The sequence below is a fragment of the Streptomyces lasiicapitis genome, assembly GCF_014646335.1.
In the GTDB taxonomy this organism is placed as follows: Bacteria; Actinomycetota; Actinomycetes; order Streptomycetales; family Streptomycetaceae; genus Streptomyces; species Streptomyces lasiicapitis.
Map to the genome: position 1 here is coordinate 92,881 of NZ_BMNG01000013.1, position 16,020 is coordinate 108,900.

A 16,020-nucleotide genomic window follows, 5' to 3' on the forward strand; every position below is an offset into this window, starting at 1 on the left:
CCATCGTCCACTCCTGTCATCGTGCCGGGGCGCGCCCGGTCATCAGGGCCGGGAAGTCCCCGGCGTCCCTGGTCTCTCTCCGGTCCGCCGCGGGCCGGTCCATGCGGCGCAGCTCCGCCGTGACCACGGCGAGCAGCAGGACGTCGAGGACCAGGTCCTGGACGGCCGAGAACTGGTGGATCGTGAAGTTCAGGACCTGGCCCGGCAGCAGGTCGATCAGGACGCCCGTGCGCAGAGCGCGGAAGGCAGCGGGGCGGTCGCGGCGCAGCTTGCGGACCGCGTGCACGTACAGGCCCCAGGTGACCGCCGCGCAGGCCATGGCCACCACCAGCGCGTTCCACTCGCGCTCGCTGTCCGGACCCCCGAGGCCGCTCGCGGCCAGGCGGCCCAGGCGCAGGAAGCCGAACAGCACCGCGAGGACCACCGCCGCCCTGACCACGCCGGTGCGGGCCGCGAGCCCGCCGAAGCGGCGGCATATCTCTTCCCAAGCGCCGTGCCATGCACGGACCTTGGGCTCCCGCTGCGGCAGCGTGTCCAGGGCCCGCAGCAGCGCGCGGTCGGTCTCCCGTGGCGACCCTGCGAGAAGCAGGCGCGCCCTGGCCTTCTCGGCGGCCGTCAAGCCGTCGTCCACGCCGTGCAGCAGCAGCTCGGCCGCCTGGGACGTCCGCGTGGCCGCAGCGACGTCGGGGGCCTCGCGGCGCCCGCCCGGCAGCTTGTCGTCGGCACGCCAGGCGATCACGACGAGGACGGCGAAGCTGAGGTAGATCAACCCTGCCGCCGGGGCGTACAAGTACCCCTCGTTCGACACCTGTTTGCCGACCTGGTCTATGAACAGGCCGAAGCCGACGCCGCCGACCAGGGCCGCGCCTCTGCGCAGCCTGCGCCCGGCGAGGCCGAGGAGGGCGATCTGGCTCAGCGCCATCAGCAGCCCGCCCCACAGCATGTGCGAGATGTGCACCGTGGCGTCCGGGTCCTTGCTGCCGAGCTTGGGATAGCCGGCGAGCGCGAGGAAGGCGCGGGTGATGAGGACGGTGAGGATGCCCGACATCACGAACAGCCGCAGCAGGGGCGCCGAAGTGGCGGATCTGCGGGCGCCGATGGAGGTCAGTGGCTTCATGATTCGAGTGTTCCCGCGGCACGCCGCCCGCCATATCCGGACTGTCCCCCAGCCCGCCCTGACCCGACCCCTACGGGTCGCGTCGAACGGATCCCCCGCAGCACCTCCGCGCCCAGTGCGGTCGCCGGATTCCCCAGGTCGAAGGGCAGGTCGAAGTGGTGGCGCCCGCGCACGACCAGGTCCGTGACCTCGGCACGGCCGAGTCGCGCCCGACGCACGAACTCCTGCTGCTGTCGGGCGAATTCGCCGGTCTCGTTCTCGCCGCGGGCGACGATCAGGCGGGGCAGGGCGGGCACCCCGGCCGCCGGAGTGGGCGCCCCGGACGCCTCCGGCAGCAGCCTCATCGGGCTGCACTCGCGTGCCTCCGCCCCGTCCATGCCCAGCGCGTCGTTGACGTACGTGTGCCGCAGCAGTTCCAGGTCGTACACCCCGCTGACGAGTGTGGCCGAGGCGACCGCGGCGGACGGCTCGGTCCCCGCCTGCCGCCAGCCCGCCGTGTCGAGCAGCGCGGAGGCGACGAGGTGCGCGCCGGCGGAGTGCCCGGCCAGGTGCACCGTGCGGGGCGCGCCCGGCAGTCCGGCGCGGCCCGTGCAGATCCGGCGCAGGGACTCGACCGCCGCCGCCGTGAGCCGGCGCATCGAGTACGCGGGCGCCAGGCCGTAGCCGAGGGCGGCGAAGGAGATGCCCGCCGCCACGAAGTCCCGGGCGGCGAAGGCGGCTTCGGACTTGCTGAGCTCCTGCCAGTAGCCGCCGTGCACGAAGACGAGGAGGGGGGCGTCGGCGTCGGGCGCGGGGAAGTAGTCGAGGGACTGCTCGGGCAGCGGGCCGCAGGGGATGTCCCGATGGACGGTCAGTTCGGCACGGGCTCGGGCGCTGTCGGCCGCGTACCGGTCGAGGTGGTCGGTGAGGTCGTCCACGAGGGAGCTGGGCGAATACTCGCGATCGAGCTCACGTCGCTCCTCCTCGCCGCGCGGCGCACAGGGGGCAGTGGGCGCGCCCGGCGCAAACGGTGCACCCGGCGCAGCCGATGTACCCGGCGCGGTCGGTGCACCCGTCACGACGCCGCCGCCCACACATCCGGCAGCACCCTGCGCCGCGCCGCGAGCCAGAGGTACTTGGCGCCGTCCGACCCCGCCGTCCCCGTGGCACCGCCGAGGAAGCGCTCGGCGAGGACCGCGTGCCGGGCGCGCCATATCGCGAGCGCCTCGTCGAAGTCGATCAGCGCTCCACGGACCTGCTCGACGGCGGCCGGGTCGGCGCAGCCCTCGACGAAGTCGCGGTACGCCTCCTGTACGGAGCGCTCCTCCAGACGGGTGCGCAGCCGCGCCCGGTCGCCCTCGGAGAATCCCTCGGTGTTCAGAAAACGCGTGTCCCGCAGCCCGCAGAGATATTCGACCTCCCGGAACTGCGCGGACTGGAATCCGCTCGCGCTGCCCAGCTCCGTGCGTATCGCGTCGAATGCCGCGGGGGTGAGCGTGGCGAGGCCGTCGAACTGTCGCGTCAGCGTGCTCACGATGATGGGAAGCGGCGCGACCCGACGGGCGGCGAGAGGAGCGTCACCCGCGTCGAGAGCGGCGCGGACCGCCTCCAAGTGCCGCAGCATGACGGCGAAGAAGATCTCGCACGACTGGTGCGTGGCCAGGAACAGGACGCTGTCCACGTCGTCGTCTTCGTGCACGCGCGCGCTCTTCAGGAGTTCATCGAGCTGGAGTATCTGCCCATAGGACGGTTCGACGGCTCGGCCGTTCACAGCAGACCCCTTCCTCGCAGACGGAAGGGTCTGCGCTTGCACGCGCGCACCGAATTCCCGGCGGTCGCGTAATGGCGTGGCTTTGGGTTCGTATGACGTCGGCTTCTTATGGCGCTGAGACTTCGTACGACGTTGGCTTCGTGTTGCGAGCCTAACCAGCGGAAATTCCCCAAGCACCGTCATCAAGTGCACACTTAAAAGCGCACCTCACCACGGACCGCAAGCACGGAATACCAGGACGGTCAGATGCCCCGCACCACCCGCACCACCCGCACCACCCCGCTGGCCGCCCTCGCCCTCGCCGCCGCCCTCGCGGTGCTCACGAGCTGCTCGACCGACACCGGCTCCGCGAACGAACCCGCGAAGCGGAACCGAACCTCCGCGGACAACACCCCCCGCCCGCCGTCCCCCGACACCGCCTTCGACTACCAACTCGGCGGCGCCTACCCGCCCCCCGACGGCGTCCGCGCCGTCTCCCGCGACCGCTCCGCCAAGCCCGTCCCCGGCCGCTACAACATCTGTTACGTCAACGCCTTCCAGGCCCAGCCGGGCAAGGAGGCCGCCGCCTGGTGGGAGGACAAGCACCCCGGCCTGATCCTGCGCGACGACGACGGCGACCCGGTGATCGACGAGGACTGGGACGAGCCGCTGCTCGACATCTCGACCGCCGCCAAACGCGAGGAACTCCTCGGCGTCGTCGGCCGTTGGATGGACGACTGCGCTCGCGACGGGTTCGACGCGATCGAGCCCGACAACCTCGACTCCTACGCCCGCTCCGACGGCCGCCTCGACCCGGCCGACGCGACGGCGTTCGCCCGGCTCCTCGTCCGCCGGGCGCACGAGCAGGGCCTCGCGATCGCGCAGAAGAACACGGCGGAACTCCTCGGCAAGCGCATCGGATTCGACTTCGCGGTCGTCGAGGAGTGCGGACAGTACGACGAGTGCGGGGCGTTCTCGTCGGCGTACGAAAGGAGGGTCTTCGACATCGAATACGAGAAGAAGGGGTACGACGCGGCGTGCCGCCGCTGGGGCGGAAAGCTGTCCATCGTCCTGCGGGACCGGGACGTGCGGGCGGCTGGAGAGAGGGGGTACGTGTACCGGCGGTGCTGAGTCTCGCCGGGGGCGGTCCGCGTGGTCCGAGGTGCACCTCGCCCTGCGTGTCCGGCGCCCCGCGTGTCCGGCGCACTGTGTGTCCGGCGCCCTGCGTGTCCCTCACCCTGCGTGCCCCTCGCTCCGCGTATCCCGCGCGACGCGCATCCCGCGCGACGCGCATCCGGCGCGACACGCATCCGTCGCGACGCCTATCCCGCCCACCGCATATCCCTCGCACCGGTGAGGACGTGGCCCCTCGGCCGCCGCGATACTGGCAGCCGCCTCCGCCCGGGAGCCGCCCCATGCCGCAGCGCCGCAACCGTCCCGACCAGCCGTCCAACTCCTCCCACCCGACCGCCCTTTCCCGTCCCACTCGCCTTTCACGTCTGACCAAGCTGACCAAGCTGACCAGCCTCACCGGTCGGCATCCGTACGTCGTGGACTCCGCGCTCGCCGCGCTCGTGCTGTTCGCCGTGTCGATGCAGTTCGTCTTCCCCGACGACGGCGGCGACCGGCTGACGGTGCTCGGCTTCCTGCTCGCCGCCGGGACGGCCGTGCCGCTCGCGTGGCGGCGGCGGGCGCCCATGACGAGCGTCTATCTCGTCAGCCTGTTCACGCCCGCGATGGCGATCTACCGGCAGCCGCCTCCCGATGTGGCGTACGGCGGGCTCGTCGCGCTGTACACGCTGGCGCTGGTCGGGCGGCCGGTGGAGCGGCGGGTGGTGTTCGCGGTGTGGCTGGTCGCGTCGACGGCCACGATGACGTTCCGGGAGCGGGCCGATTCGTTCGAGTACGCCTTTCATCTACTGAGCTTCGTGAGTGCGTACGGGTTCGGGGTGCTTGCTCGTGTGCAGCGGGCGTACACGGCGGCGCTGGAGGACCGGGCGCGGCGGCTCGAGCGGGAGCGGGCCAGTGAGACGGCGCGGGCGGTGGCGGAGGAGCGGGCGCGGATCGCCCGGGACATGCATGACGTGCTGGCGCACGCGGTGAGTCTGATGGTGGTGCAGGCGGAGGCGGGGCCCGTGGTGGTGCGGAGCGATCCGGACCGGGCGGTGGGGGTGTTCGACGCGATCGGCTCCGCCGGGCGGGACGCGATGGTGCAGTTGCGACGGATTCTGGGGGTGTTGCGAGAGGCGGAGGACGCGTCGGCGCGGGAGCCGCAGCCGACGTTGGCGGCGTTGCCCGCGCTCGTGCGGGACGTGGAACTTGCCGGGATGCGGGTGGAGTTGCGGGTCACCGGGGAGCCGGTTGCCCTTCGGGCGGATGTGGGGGTGGCGGCGTATCGGGTGGTGCAGGAGGCGCTGACGAATGTGCTGAAGCATGCGGGGGCTGCGTGCGTATGCCTCGAACTCGCTTGGGGCAAAGGCGAGTTGGCGCTCACCGTCACGGATGACGGGGCAACGGATGACGGAGCAGGGGGCACTGTCAACGGTGGTGCGCGCGTTCACGGCTCCACCGGGGGCGGCCTCGGAGGGCACAAGGGCCAGGGGATCGTGGGGATCAGGGAGCGGGCGGCCGCCTGTGGGGGCTTCGCTGAGCTCGGGCCCGTCTCCGGTGGGGGATTTCGTGTCGCTGTGCGGCTGCCCACGGCATCCTTGACGGATGAGCATCCGCGTAGTGGTGGCCGACGACCAGGAGCTGGTCCGTAGCGGCTTCACGATGATCCTTGACGCGCAGCCCGGCATCGAAGTGGTGGCGGAGGCGGGTGACGGCGTCGAGGCGCTCGAAGCGGTGCGCCGCCACACCCCGGACGTGCTCCTGCTGGACATCCGCATGCCGGTGATGGACGGCATCGAGGCCGCGCGGGCCGTCTGCGCGGAGTCCACCTGCCGCGTGGTGATGCTGACGACGTTCGACGTCGACTCGTATGTGTACGACGCCCTGTACGCGGGCGCGAGCGGCTTCCTGCTCAAGGATGTGCGCCGCGACGACCTGGTGCACGCCGTGCGCGTGGTCGCCGCGGGCGACTCGCTGCTCGCCCCGTCCGTGACCCGGCGCCTGATCGCCGACTTCGTACGCAGGGGACGTACCACCGAGTCCGTGTCCGTCACGACGTCCCCCGCGCAGCGCCTCGCCGTGCTCACCGCCCGCGAGGAGGAGACGCTGCGCCTGCTGGCCCGCGGCCTGTCGAACGCGGAGATCGCCGCGGCCTTCGTGGTCAGCGAGCACACCGTGAAGACCCATGTCAGCAACGTCCTCTCGAAGTTGGCGCTGCGCGACCGCGTACAGGCGGTGATCTGCGCGTACGAGAGCGGCCTCGTCGTGGCGGGAGAGACGACGGACGCCAACGACTGACCGCGTGCGGTGACCTGGCGGCGCCTCCCTGCCTGAGGGCCCCGCCGACCCGAGACTCCGCCGACCCGTGCCCCTGTGGCCCCACCAAATCCTGGGCCCCGCCACCCCAAGGCATCCCCCGCCCGAGGGACCCCTCGCCCGCACGGGCGAGCCCCCAAGACCGCTCCGCACGGCGATCCGCGACCCCGCCCGCCCCGGCGAAGCTGTGGCCGACAGCAATCGTCAGCCGGCGCCGGTCGTCAGTCGACGCCAGCCGTCACTCATCAGCCATCGCCAGCCATCACCCAAGGATCCGGGGACAGGGACAAGCACAAGGCCGCCAGGGTCAGAGCGCCGCCCAAGGCCCCGGGGCCGGTAAGGAGCCACCATGCTCGCCCCCCTCGCGCGAACGGCGACCCGCCGCCCGCGCACCGTGCTCGCCCTCTGGTTCCTGCTGCTCGTCGTCGGACTCGGCTTCGGTACGCGGGTGTTCGGCGACCTCACCTCGACGGTGGAGGACGTGCCGGGCAGCGAGTCGCTCGTCGCGGACGAGCTCCTCGCGCGACTCGACCCCGACGGCGACGAGTTCACGGCGGTCGTCACCGGTGGCCCGGTCCGGGACGGCGCCGTGCGCGCGGCGGTGTCCGGGGCCCTCGCGGACGTACGTGAGAGCCCCGGCATCGCCCGTGCGGCCGACCCGTACACGACCGAGGGCCTGGTGGCCGCCGACGGCAGCGCGCTGCTGATACCGGTCACGCTCAAGGGCGGCCTCGACGACGACGCCGAGGAGGACGCGGTGGGCGACGCCGCGGACCGGCTGCGGGAGATCGCCGCGGCCCCGCTGAGCAGCGGCGACCGCGTCGACGTGGCCGTCAGCGGCGATCCGCTGCTCGGCGAGCAGATGGGCGGCCGGGCCGAGGAGGACGTGGCGCGGGCCGAGTTGATCACTCTCCCCGCCGTGCTCGTCGTGCTGCTGCTGATCTTCGGCGGGCTGCGCGCGGCAGGGCTTCCGCTGCTCGTCGCGGTGAGCGGGGTGGCGGGCGCGTTCCTGACGCTGTTCGGGTTCGGCCAGTTCACGGAGATATCGGTGTACGCGGTGCAGGTGGTCACGATGCTGGGGCTCGGCCTCGCCGTGGACTACGCGTTGCTGATGGTGATGCGGTTCCGCGAGGAGCGCGTACAGGAGAGCGATGTCGTACGGGCGGTGCGCGCGACGGTCGCGCACGCCGGGCGGACCGTGCTGTTCTCCGGACTGACGGTGGCCGTGTGCCTGTCGGGTCTTGTGTGGTTCCCGAGCCCGTTCCTGCGCAGCATGGGCCTTGCGGCGGGCGCGGTGGTCGTGGTCGACATGCTGGCGGCGCTGACGCTGCTGCCCGCGCTGCTCACGCTGTTCGGCGGCAAGATGACACCACGCGAGCGCCGCGTTCGTAAGCTGCCCAAGCTCAGTACGCAGCCCAAGCTCGGTACCCTGCCCAAGCTCCGTACGCTCCACAAGCTCCGTACGCGCACCGCCGCGGCGCAGCGCGAACCCGGCGCCTTCTTCGCGCGCCTCGCGCTCTTCTCCGTACGCCGCCCCCTGGCCGTCGCGACGACCGTCGTCGCCGCGCTCGCCGTGCTCGCGCTGCCGGTGTTCGGCATGCGCATCGAGATCGGCGACGCCCGCCAGTTGCCGCACGACACGGAGGCGCGGCAGTTGTACGACGCCGTGCGCGAGCACTTCCCGCCCGGCACGGACACCAACACCGTGGACGTGCTGATCAGGCCGGGCGCCGAACCGGACTGCGAGCGCAAGATCCGCGCGCTGCCGGGCGTGACGCGGGCGGAGAGCGAGCGGCTGAGCGACGGCACGACGCTCCTGAGCCTGACCCCGAGCGGTTCGGCGGACGGTCCGGCCGCGACCCGCCTGGTGGAGCGCGTACGAGATCTGCGGGGCGCCGAACCCGTCGAGGTCACCGGCACCGCGGCGAGCCTCGTCGACTTCCGCGGGATGCTCGCCGAACGCGCCCCGTGGGCCGTACTCACCGTCCTCGCGGGCCTGTTCGTCCTGCTCTTCGCCTTCACGGGCTCGCTGCTCAGCCCGCTGCGCACGCTCCTGACGACGCTGCTCAGCCTGGGTGCCGCGCTCGGCGTGGTGGTGTGGGTGTTCCAGGACGGGCACGGCGCGAGCCTGCTCGGCGGCGAGGGGCTCGGGGCGCTCAGCCTGACGGCGCCGCCGCTGATCATCGCGATCGCGTTCGGTCTGGCGATGGACTACGAGCTGTTCATCCTGGCGCGGATGCGCGAGTCCTGGACGTCGGGGCCTGCGGCGGGCGACCACCGGGCGGCGATCGTGGCGGGGCTGCGCAGTTCCGGTCGGGTGGTGAGCTGCGCGGCGCTGCTGCTTGCCATCGTCTTCGGCGGGTTCATGACGGGCGGCTTCTCACCGATCCTGCAGATCGGGCTCGGCCTGACGCTGGCGGTCCTCATCGACGCCACGGTCGTACGGATGTTCCTGGTGCCGGCGGCGATGGCGTTGCTCGGCCGCCGCGCCTGGTGGGCGCCGCCGCGGCTGCGGCGCCTGCATCAGCGGTACGGGCTCTCCGAGACACCGGAACCCACTCCCGAACCGACCCCGCAAGCACACTGACGGACCGCCGCCGTCAGGACAGCACCACCACATCCATGAGCAGGGCCGCGACCAGACCGGCACCCATCAGGTAGCTGCCGAGTCTGGTCCGGCCGCGTCTGCTGAGCTCGATGACCAGGCCGCAGAGTATGAGAAGCAGCCCGTACACGCCGACGACCAGGACGGACGACCGGCTCGCGAGCCGGATCCCGAGCAGCACCCCGGCGGCGGCCATCAGCAGCGAGGCCGCGGCGATGCGCAGCCGGCGGGCCTGGCGCGGGGTGAGTCCGGCGCGTTCCGGCTGGTCCGGCGGCACTTGGTCGGAGTCGCTCATGCCGAGATCGTAGTCGAGGGGTACACGTCAAAACGTACGAAGGAACTCAGCGAGGAACTCACCGAGGGACTCACGGACGTGCGGGCACTCAGGCCCGCAGATACGCCAGCACCGCGAGCACCCGGCGGTGCGTCCCCTCGGTGACCGGCAGGTCGAGCTTGGCGAGGATGTTGCCGACGTGCTTGCCCACCGCGGCTTCGGTGACGACGAGTTCGGCGGCGATGGCGGCGTTCGACCGGCCCTCCGCGACGAGCGCGAGCACCTCGCGCTCGCGCGGCGTCAGCCGCTCCAGCGGATCGCGCCGCCGCCGCAGCAACTGGCGTACGACCTCGGGGTCCACGACGGTGCCACCCTCCGCGACCCGCGTGAACGCGTCGACGAACTGCTCGACCTGCCCGACCCGGTCCTTCAGCAGATAGCCGACGCCGCCGCCGTCGCCCGTGTCCAGCAACTCGGCCGCGTACGACCGCTGGACGTACTGGCTGAGCACGAGCACGGGAAGCCCCGGCCGCTCGGCGCGCAGGGCGATCGCGGCGCGCAGCCCTTCGTCCTGGAAGCCGGGCGGCATGCGGACGTCGGTGACGACGACGTCCGGTGCGTACGTCGCCACGGCGTCGCGCAGCGCGTCCGCGTCGCCGACCGCCGCGAGGACCTCGTGCCCGAAGCGGCCGAGTACGCCGACGAGGCCCTCGCGCAGCAGCACGCTGTCCTCGGCGAGGACTACGCGGTGGCTTCGGGGCCGCTCGGTGGGCGCGGGCTGCACGGGATCTCCAAGGTCAGGACGGTGGGGCCGCCGGGCGGGCTGGTGAGCGTCAGTGTGCCATCGAGGACGGCGATGCGGTCGGCGAGGCCGGTGAGTCCGGTGCCGCGGGCGGGGTCGGCGCCGCCGGTGCCGTCGTCGCGGACGGTCAGGCGCAGGGCGCCTTCGGCGTGCCGGGCGCGGACTTCGGCGCGGGTGGCGCCGCTGTGCCGGGCGACGTTGGCGAGGGCCTCACGGACGGCGAAGTACGCGGCCGACTCGACGGGTTCGGGCAGCCGGGGCAGGTCGGCGTCGACGTCGACGGGGACGGCGGAGCGGTCGGCGGCGTCCTCGACGGCGGCGGGCAGGCCGTAGTCGGCGAGGACCTGGGGATGGATGCCGCGGATGAGTTCGCGCAGTTCGGCGAGGACGGCGTCGGCCTCGGTGTGGGCGGTGGCGAGGCGGGCGGCGAGCGGTCCTTCGGGGGCGGCGTCGAGGCGGGCGAGGCCGAGGGTCATGCTCAGCGCGACCAGGCGCTGCTGGGCGCCGTCGTGCAAGTCCCGCTCGATGCGGCGGCGTTCGGCCTCGAAGGCGGTGACCAGGCGGGCCCGGGAGCGGGTCACCTCGGTGAGCCGTGCCTGCGTCTCCGCCTCGCGCGGGGCGAGGAGCAGGCGGGCGAGGGCGGCGCGGGCGGCGGCGTACGCGCCGAGGGGGTAGAGGAGGACCAGGAGCAGGGCGAGGCCGAGGGCGGCGGTGCCGCAGGCGGCCGGGTAGCCCTCGACCAGCCAGAGCTTGGCCGGTCGTACGCCGCCGTTGTCGGGCCCGCCCGCGAGGGCGAGGTGGGCGGGGGCGGCGGCGAGCAGGAGCGGCAGGGCGAGGGTGCAGGCCGCGACCGCGAGGTCCAGGGGCCACAGGACGAACGCCATCAGGACGGTGTACGCCAGCTCGCGCCAGGTCGCCTGTTCGCGGGCGCGCAGACGGAGCCAGGCGGTGAGGCCCGGGGTGCTCGGGGGGAGGTGGGGGGTCGGCGCGGGTGCCGGATCCACGAGGCGCAGCCTGCGTCGTTCCAGGGCGCCCATGGGTACGCCCGCCAGGGCCAGGAGCGCGAGGAGGGGTAGGCCTACGGCCACGATGCTGAGGACCACGGCGGTGGCGAGGCCGGCCGCGAGTACCCCCAGTAGGGGTATGCCCAGGACGGCTCCTCCCGCCACATACGCGGCCGCCCTCCAGGGAGCGGCTCCGCGGAGGTAGTCCCGCCTCGGCAGGGCGGCCCACACACTGTCCCGTTGCATGGGTGCACGTTATTCTCCGCCGCTCCGCGGCGGTTTCCCACCCGCCCGCCGTGACTTGCCCTCCAGGACGCAGTCGGCACATCAGCCCCTCCGCGGCGGCCGAAGGGCCCGGCCCCTACCCCAGCAAGCCCTCCCTCCCCCTCTCCCTGAACTCCCCCACAACCCCCGCCACATCAGCCTCCGCAAACACCCGATACGCCCCGCCCCCACGCGGCCGCCACCACACCTCGCCGTCGTCCGCGCAGCGGAACCCCTCCCCCCGCAAAACCCCCCGCGCCACCTTGTTCGTAGCAGTCACCGGCAACCGCTCCACAACCCGCACGAACCTGGGCGCCATCTTCGTCCCCAAATCCCCCTGCGCCAGCAGGAACTCCGCGAAGCCCACCGGATCGAAATCCACCCCGTCGCGCAGGGCGAGCGCGGCCATGACCTGGTCGCCGGCGACGGGGTCCGGGACGGCGTACACGGCGACGCCGACCACCGGCTCCCAGCGGGCGAGGATCGCCTCGATGACGGCCGCCGCGAGGTTCTCGCTGTCGACCCGCAGCCGGTCGTCCGCGCGCCCGGCGAAGTAGAAGTACCCGTCCGCGTCGCGGTAGAAGAGGTCGCCGGTCCAGTACCACCCGTCACCCCGCACCCGCTCCGCGTCCGCCGCGGCATTGCGCCAGTAGCCCTCGAAGGGGCTCCGCCCCCGGTTGACCAGCTCGCCGATCGCGGCGTCCCCGTTGAGCAGCCGCCCGCCGGGCCCGAACGCGGCGGCGGCGCACTCCGCGCCGGTGCCGGGGTCGAGGACGGCGAGGTCGTCCCCGGGCGCGGCCCGCCCGATCGCGCCGTCGGGCGTCCCGGCCGTGCGCTGGATGGCCGCGCCGCCCTCCGACGACCCGTACCCCTCGACGAGCCGCACCCCGAACCGCTCCTCGAACCGCCGCGCGTCCACCGCCCCGGCCTCCGTGCCGAAGCCGACGCGCAGCGGGTGCGCGCGGTCGTCGTCGCGGGCGGGCGTGTCGAGGATGTACTGCACGGCACGCCCCACGTACGTGAAGTACGTCGCCCCGAAGTCCCGTACGTCGTCGAGGAATCCGGACGCGGAGAAGCGCCGCCGCAGCGCGGTCCCGGCACCGGCGGCGAGCGCGGGTGCCCAGTCGGCGATCACGGCGTTGCCGTGGAACATGGGCATGCAGATGTAGTGCACGTCGTCGGGGCGTACGTCGAAGTGCGTGACGAGGGAGCGGCCCGCCGCCGCGAGCCTCCGCTGGCTGCACACGGCGGCCTTGGGCGCGCCGGTCGACCCGGAGGTGAAGTAGAGGAGCATCCGGCTCGCCGGGGAGACGGTCGCCGACACGGACGGCTCGGCGCCCTCGTACGGCGCGAGGAGCTCCGCGTACGCCGCGGAGTCGGTGACCAGAACGCGTACGCCCGGCAGGTCGAGGCCGGTCAGCAGCGGCAGATGGACCCGCTCGGTGAGCAGGACCTGGCAGTCGGTGTGCCGGATGTCGCGGGCGAGTTCGGCGCCGCGCCGCGTCGGGTTGATCCCGGCGACGGCCGCCCCGGCCAGTGCCGCGGCGCTCAGCCACAGCGGGTACTCGGGGGTGTTGTCGAGCAGGATCCCGATGTGCGGCTCGCGGCGCGCGTCCAGCAGCTCGCGCAGCAGCGCGGCGCGTGCCGCGGCGCCCGCGGCGACCTGGTGGTGACTGAGCACCAGGTCCTCGAAACGCAGCCCGGGACGGTGATCGCCCCACCGCGCGAGCACCAGTTGCGCGACCGTGCCGTCGAGTTCCATGGCAGGGCACGGTAATTGATGGACCGTCAGATGTGGAGGGACACGGAGCGGCCGCACCCCGGGCAGAAGCCTGCGCACGCCGCCGTCATGAACGTACGGCGTGCGCAGCACCTACCCGTGGGGGGTGGCAAGACTCCTGAAGAACCTCGGAACCTCAGAACCTCAGCGCCTCGGTGTCAGAACCTCAGAACTGCACGTCCGAGCAGGCGTAGAACGCGTTCGACGTGTCGTGGACGGTCCACACCGCGACGATCACATGGTGACCGCTGCGCCCGCCCGGGATCGTGCCGCTGTGCGACAGCGTCGCCGGCGGCTGCTGACCGCCGTAGGGCACGTTGAGGAACGGCTGGGAGTCGAGCGCCGCCCGCGTGATCGGCTGACCCTCGTTCCAGCCCTGCTTGGTGATGTAGTACTTGAAGTCCGTGGTGCGGTGACGGGCCGTGAACTGCCAGCGGAAGCTGTAGTTCTGGCCGCCCGAGACCTTCGTTGTCGGCCAGGCGCCACCGCCCGGCTTGCTCGCCTTGTCGAGCGAGCTGAAGCCCGCGATGCCGGCGGAGCATATCTTTCCGTCGGCCGGACCGCCGCCCGGGAAGCCCTTGGGCCCCTCGACGCTCTGCGGTTCGTACTGGATCGCGCCGCAGCCGGTCACCACGCCCTTGGCGCAGTTGATCTGTCGGCTTGCTGGCAGGTCGGTGTAGCCATGGCTGCTGGCGCCGCCGGTCGAGAGCACGAACGCTCCCACCGTCGCCATCCCGAGCATGGCCGCGGTGATCTTCTTTCGCATGCTGCCGCTCCTGAAGAACGTGGGGGTGTTCCATGAGCCGTGCGCGCGCTAACGGTCGTGCGTCGCCCGCCGAGGCACCGTCGGTTCCCGAGACTGCTGCGTACCTCTGAGGCGATGGAGGTGTGCTGTGACTGTTGCACTTACTGAGACTGCTGGTAGAGCTGAGATGTGCGGGGAAGTGCGGTCTAGACCAAGTCTCAGATTATTGCCGTCAGTTGAACATGTCCATACCAATAGTGGAGAGGATCCGCTCGCACCGATCGCGCGATTCCTCCACAAGTTCACCGTTCGGAGCGTCGTTGTCCGCCACCCACGCCCGCGCCTCCGTCACCCCTCGACCACCGGTCAACTGCCGCTCCACCAGCCGCTTTTGTCGTACGTCACGAGGCGCGTCGACGTACCAGCAGGCCGCCATCAGCTCCCGCGCCGCCCGCCACCCCGGCAGGTCGCAGGCCAGGTAGTTGCCCTCGGTGACCACGATCCGGGCGGTGGGCGGGACGCGGTGGCGCGCGGCGACGGGCTCGTGGAGGGTGCGGTCGTAGTCGGGTACGTAGATGTCGAGATCGGTGGCGGTGTCGTCGAGGACCCGGCGGAGCAGGGCCACGTACCCGTACACGTCGAAGCTCGGCTCCGAGCCCTTGCGGGAGGTCAGGCCGAGGCGCTCCAACTGGGCGTTGGAGAGGTGGAAACCGTCGAGGGGCAGATACGCGGCCGCCGCACCGATCTCGGCGACCAGCGCGCGGGCGAGCGTGGACTTCCCGGCGCCGGGCGGGCCGGCCAGGCCGAGGACGACGCGGGGGCCGCGGGCGGACCCGGTCAGCGCGAGGGCGTCCCGCGCGAGAGCGGCCAGGTCGGGCGACGGGCGCCCCGGCTCCGTCGCGGTCCCGGTGTCCGTCGAGCTCGTCGCGGTCCCGGTCTCCGTCGAGTGATCAGCGTTCTCCATGCCCCGTATAGAACGCCACCGTCAGATCCTTCACCAGCGCCTTGCGCTCGTAGTCGTCCAGCTCGACCAGGCCCCGCGTGGTCAGCCGGGTCACCGTGTCCTCGACGGAGTCGACCACCGACGTGAGCACGCTGTCGCGGTGGCGCGCGTCGAGCGCGGCGATCCGGCGGCGGTGCATGGCGGCGGCGACCTCCGGCGCGTACTCGATGCGCGTCGGCTGTACGGAGAAGATCTCCACGCCGACCGGTTCCGCCTGCGCCGCGAGGGCCCGCGTCAGCGCCTGGCCGACGGCCTCCGCGTCCCGCAGCGTCGGCGCGTCCGCACAGAAGGCATCGCCGTGGAAGGCGTCGGCGGGCAGCCTGGACAGGACCCGCGCGGTGCTCGCCTCGACGCACTCGCGCAGATACTCCTGGTGGTCCTCGACCGCGAGCGTCGCCCGCGCGGTGTCCTTGACCCGCCACACCACGAGCACCACGACGCACAGCGCGACCCCGGCGCGGTCCACCGCGGGCATCGGCTCGCTGCGCCAGTGCCGCAGGCGTACGTCGACGCGGCGCCGCAAAAGCAGCGGGTTCACCCACAGCAGGCCGGTACGCCGCACGCTCCCCCGGTACCGGCCGAACAGCGAAAGCACCCACGCCCCGCCGACCCGCCCCCGCGCGAGCCCGCCGAACCCGAAGAGCGCGAGCGCCCCCGCCCCGGCGAGCGCGGCCCACTGCGCCCCGGAGATCCCGGCCGCCCCGGCCCCGCCGTACCCCGGCAGCCCGGCGAGCCGCACCACCGGTTCGGGCAGCACCCCCGCCCACCACAGCACGAGCACACACCCGACCGCGCCCACACCGCCACCGAGCACCCCGGCCGCCCCGGGCAGCACCCGGGCACGCCGCTCGACGAGCCCGGAGTCGACGACATCGGGAATGGACGGAGCGGTCGATGCAGCCCGCGCGGCCCGCGCAGACGAAGCAGCCGCAGCCGTAGACGAGGCAGCCACGGAATCCCCCGACGGCCGCTCCACCCTCCGCACCCCACCCGAAAGCACCGGCCCCCGCCGCACCACCGTCGGCCCGACCGACGCCGCCCCCATGTCCTGGGGATCGTCACGGAAGAGCAGGTGGACGGGGATCTCCGTCGTGGCCTCACTGTGAATCAGCCGCGCCGGACGGCCGGAGAACCCGGAAGGCCCGGGCACACCGGAGGAACCAACCGGACCGGCCGAACCGACCGGACCGGCCCCCTCGCCGGAATCAGGCGGCCACTCTGTCGTCGTACTCATCCGCGCCTCCGTCATCCGTCATGCGTTCCGTCATCCG

General features: G+C 72.7%; 14 protein-coding genes. 4 read left to right on the forward strand and 10 right to left on the reverse strand.

Annotation, left to right across the window (positions count from 1 at the left end):
- Positions 1–16 precede the first annotated feature (16 nt).
- The 3 genes from IEY91_RS27665 to IEY91_RS41990 all read right to left on the reverse strand — a co-directional run bounded on the left by IEY91_RS27665 (position 17) and on the right by IEY91_RS41990 (position 2,867).
- A complete protein-coding gene (locus tag IEY91_RS27665) occupies positions 17–1,117 on the reverse strand; it encodes a hypothetical protein (protein WP_189176080.1) in 1,101 nt (366 codons plus the stop codon).
- Positions 1,114–2,034, reverse strand: coding sequence for an alpha/beta hydrolase (locus tag IEY91_RS27670; RefSeq protein WP_229697261.1), 921 nt, complete (start codon positions 2,032–2,034; stop codon positions 1,114–1,116). Before IEY91_RS27670 ends, IEY91_RS27665 begins: the two co-directional genes overlap by 4 nt.
- 137 nt (positions 2,035–2,171) lie before the next feature.
- On the reverse strand, positions 2,172–2,867 hold the full coding sequence (locus tag IEY91_RS41990; protein WP_229697262.1) for a tryptophan 2,3-dioxygenase family protein: 696 nt from the start codon (positions 2,865–2,867) through the stop codon (positions 2,172–2,174).
- 246 nt (positions 2,868–3,113) lie between these two features.
- Here IEY91_RS41990 and IEY91_RS27675 point away from each other — a divergent pair, with 246 nt between their 5' ends.
- The 4 genes from IEY91_RS27675 (at position 3,114) to IEY91_RS27690 (ending at position 8,859) form a co-directional block, all read left to right on the forward strand.
- Positions 3,114–3,977: an endo alpha-1,4 polygalactosaminidase gene (locus tag IEY91_RS27675; RefSeq protein ID WP_189176082.1), complete on the forward strand. Its 864-nt coding sequence runs from the start codon at positions 3,114–3,116 to the stop codon at positions 3,975–3,977.
- A gap of 284 nt (positions 3,978–4,261) precedes the next feature.
- Entirely contained in the window at positions 4,262–5,608 is a 1,347-nt protein-coding gene (locus IEY91_RS27680; protein WP_189176083.1) for a sensor histidine kinase, read from the forward strand.
- A complete protein-coding gene (locus IEY91_RS27685; protein ID WP_189176084.1) occupies positions 5,562–6,254 on the forward strand; it encodes a response regulator in 693 nt (230 codons plus the stop codon). Before IEY91_RS27680 ends, IEY91_RS27685 begins: the two co-directional genes overlap by 47 nt.
- 367 nt (positions 6,255–6,621) lie before the next feature.
- Positions 6,622–8,859 carry an MMPL family transporter gene (locus IEY91_RS27690; protein WP_189176085.1) on the forward strand — a complete coding sequence of 746 codons (2,238 nt, stop codon included), beginning with the start codon at positions 6,622–6,624 and terminating at the stop codon, positions 8,857–8,859.
- A 13-nt stretch (positions 8,860–8,872) separates the two neighbouring features.
- On the opposite strand, the gene IEY91_RS27695 is transcribed toward IEY91_RS27690, so the two are convergent.
- The 7 genes from IEY91_RS27695 to IEY91_RS27725 all read right to left on the reverse strand — a co-directional run bounded on the left by IEY91_RS27695 (position 8,873) and on the right by IEY91_RS27725 (position 15,983).
- Positions 8,873–9,172: a hypothetical protein gene (locus IEY91_RS27695; protein WP_164324662.1), complete on the reverse strand. Its 300-nt coding sequence runs from the start codon at positions 9,170–9,172 to the stop codon at positions 8,873–8,875.
- An 88-nt stretch (positions 9,173–9,260) separates the two neighbouring features.
- Complete coding sequence (locus tag IEY91_RS27700) at positions 9,261–9,935, reverse strand: response regulator (protein ID WP_189176086.1); 675 nt, start codon at positions 9,933–9,935, stop codon at positions 9,261–9,263.
- The gene (locus IEY91_RS27705) at positions 9,893–11,203 is read right to left on the reverse strand and encodes a sensor histidine kinase (protein ID WP_189176087.1); all 1,311 of its coding nucleotides are present in this window, start codon (positions 11,201–11,203) and stop codon (positions 9,893–9,895) included. Before IEY91_RS27705 ends, IEY91_RS27700 begins: the two co-directional genes overlap by 43 nt.
- A gap of 115 nt (positions 11,204–11,318) precedes the next feature.
- The gene (locus IEY91_RS27710) at positions 11,319–12,983 is read right to left on the reverse strand and encodes an AMP-binding protein (RefSeq protein ID WP_189176088.1); all 1,665 of its coding nucleotides are present in this window, start codon (positions 12,981–12,983) and stop codon (positions 11,319–11,321) included.
- Positions 12,984–13,167: 184 nt separating this feature from the next.
- Entirely contained in the window at positions 13,168–13,767 is a 600-nt protein-coding gene (locus tag IEY91_RS27715) for a lytic polysaccharide monooxygenase auxiliary activity family 9 protein (RefSeq protein ID WP_164324656.1), read from the reverse strand.
- 211 nt (positions 13,768–13,978) lie between these two features.
- Positions 13,979–14,710, reverse strand: a complete 732-nt coding sequence (locus tag IEY91_RS27720) for a nucleoside/nucleotide kinase family protein (RefSeq protein WP_189176089.1) — start codon at positions 14,708–14,710, stop codon at positions 13,979–13,981.
- Complete coding sequence (locus IEY91_RS27725; RefSeq protein ID WP_189176090.1) at positions 14,697–15,983, reverse strand: SPFH domain-containing protein; 1,287 nt, start codon at positions 15,981–15,983, stop codon at positions 14,697–14,699. The genes IEY91_RS27720 and IEY91_RS27725 overlap by 14 nt, the downstream gene beginning before the upstream one ends.
- Positions 15,984–16,020 lie beyond the last annotated feature (37 nt).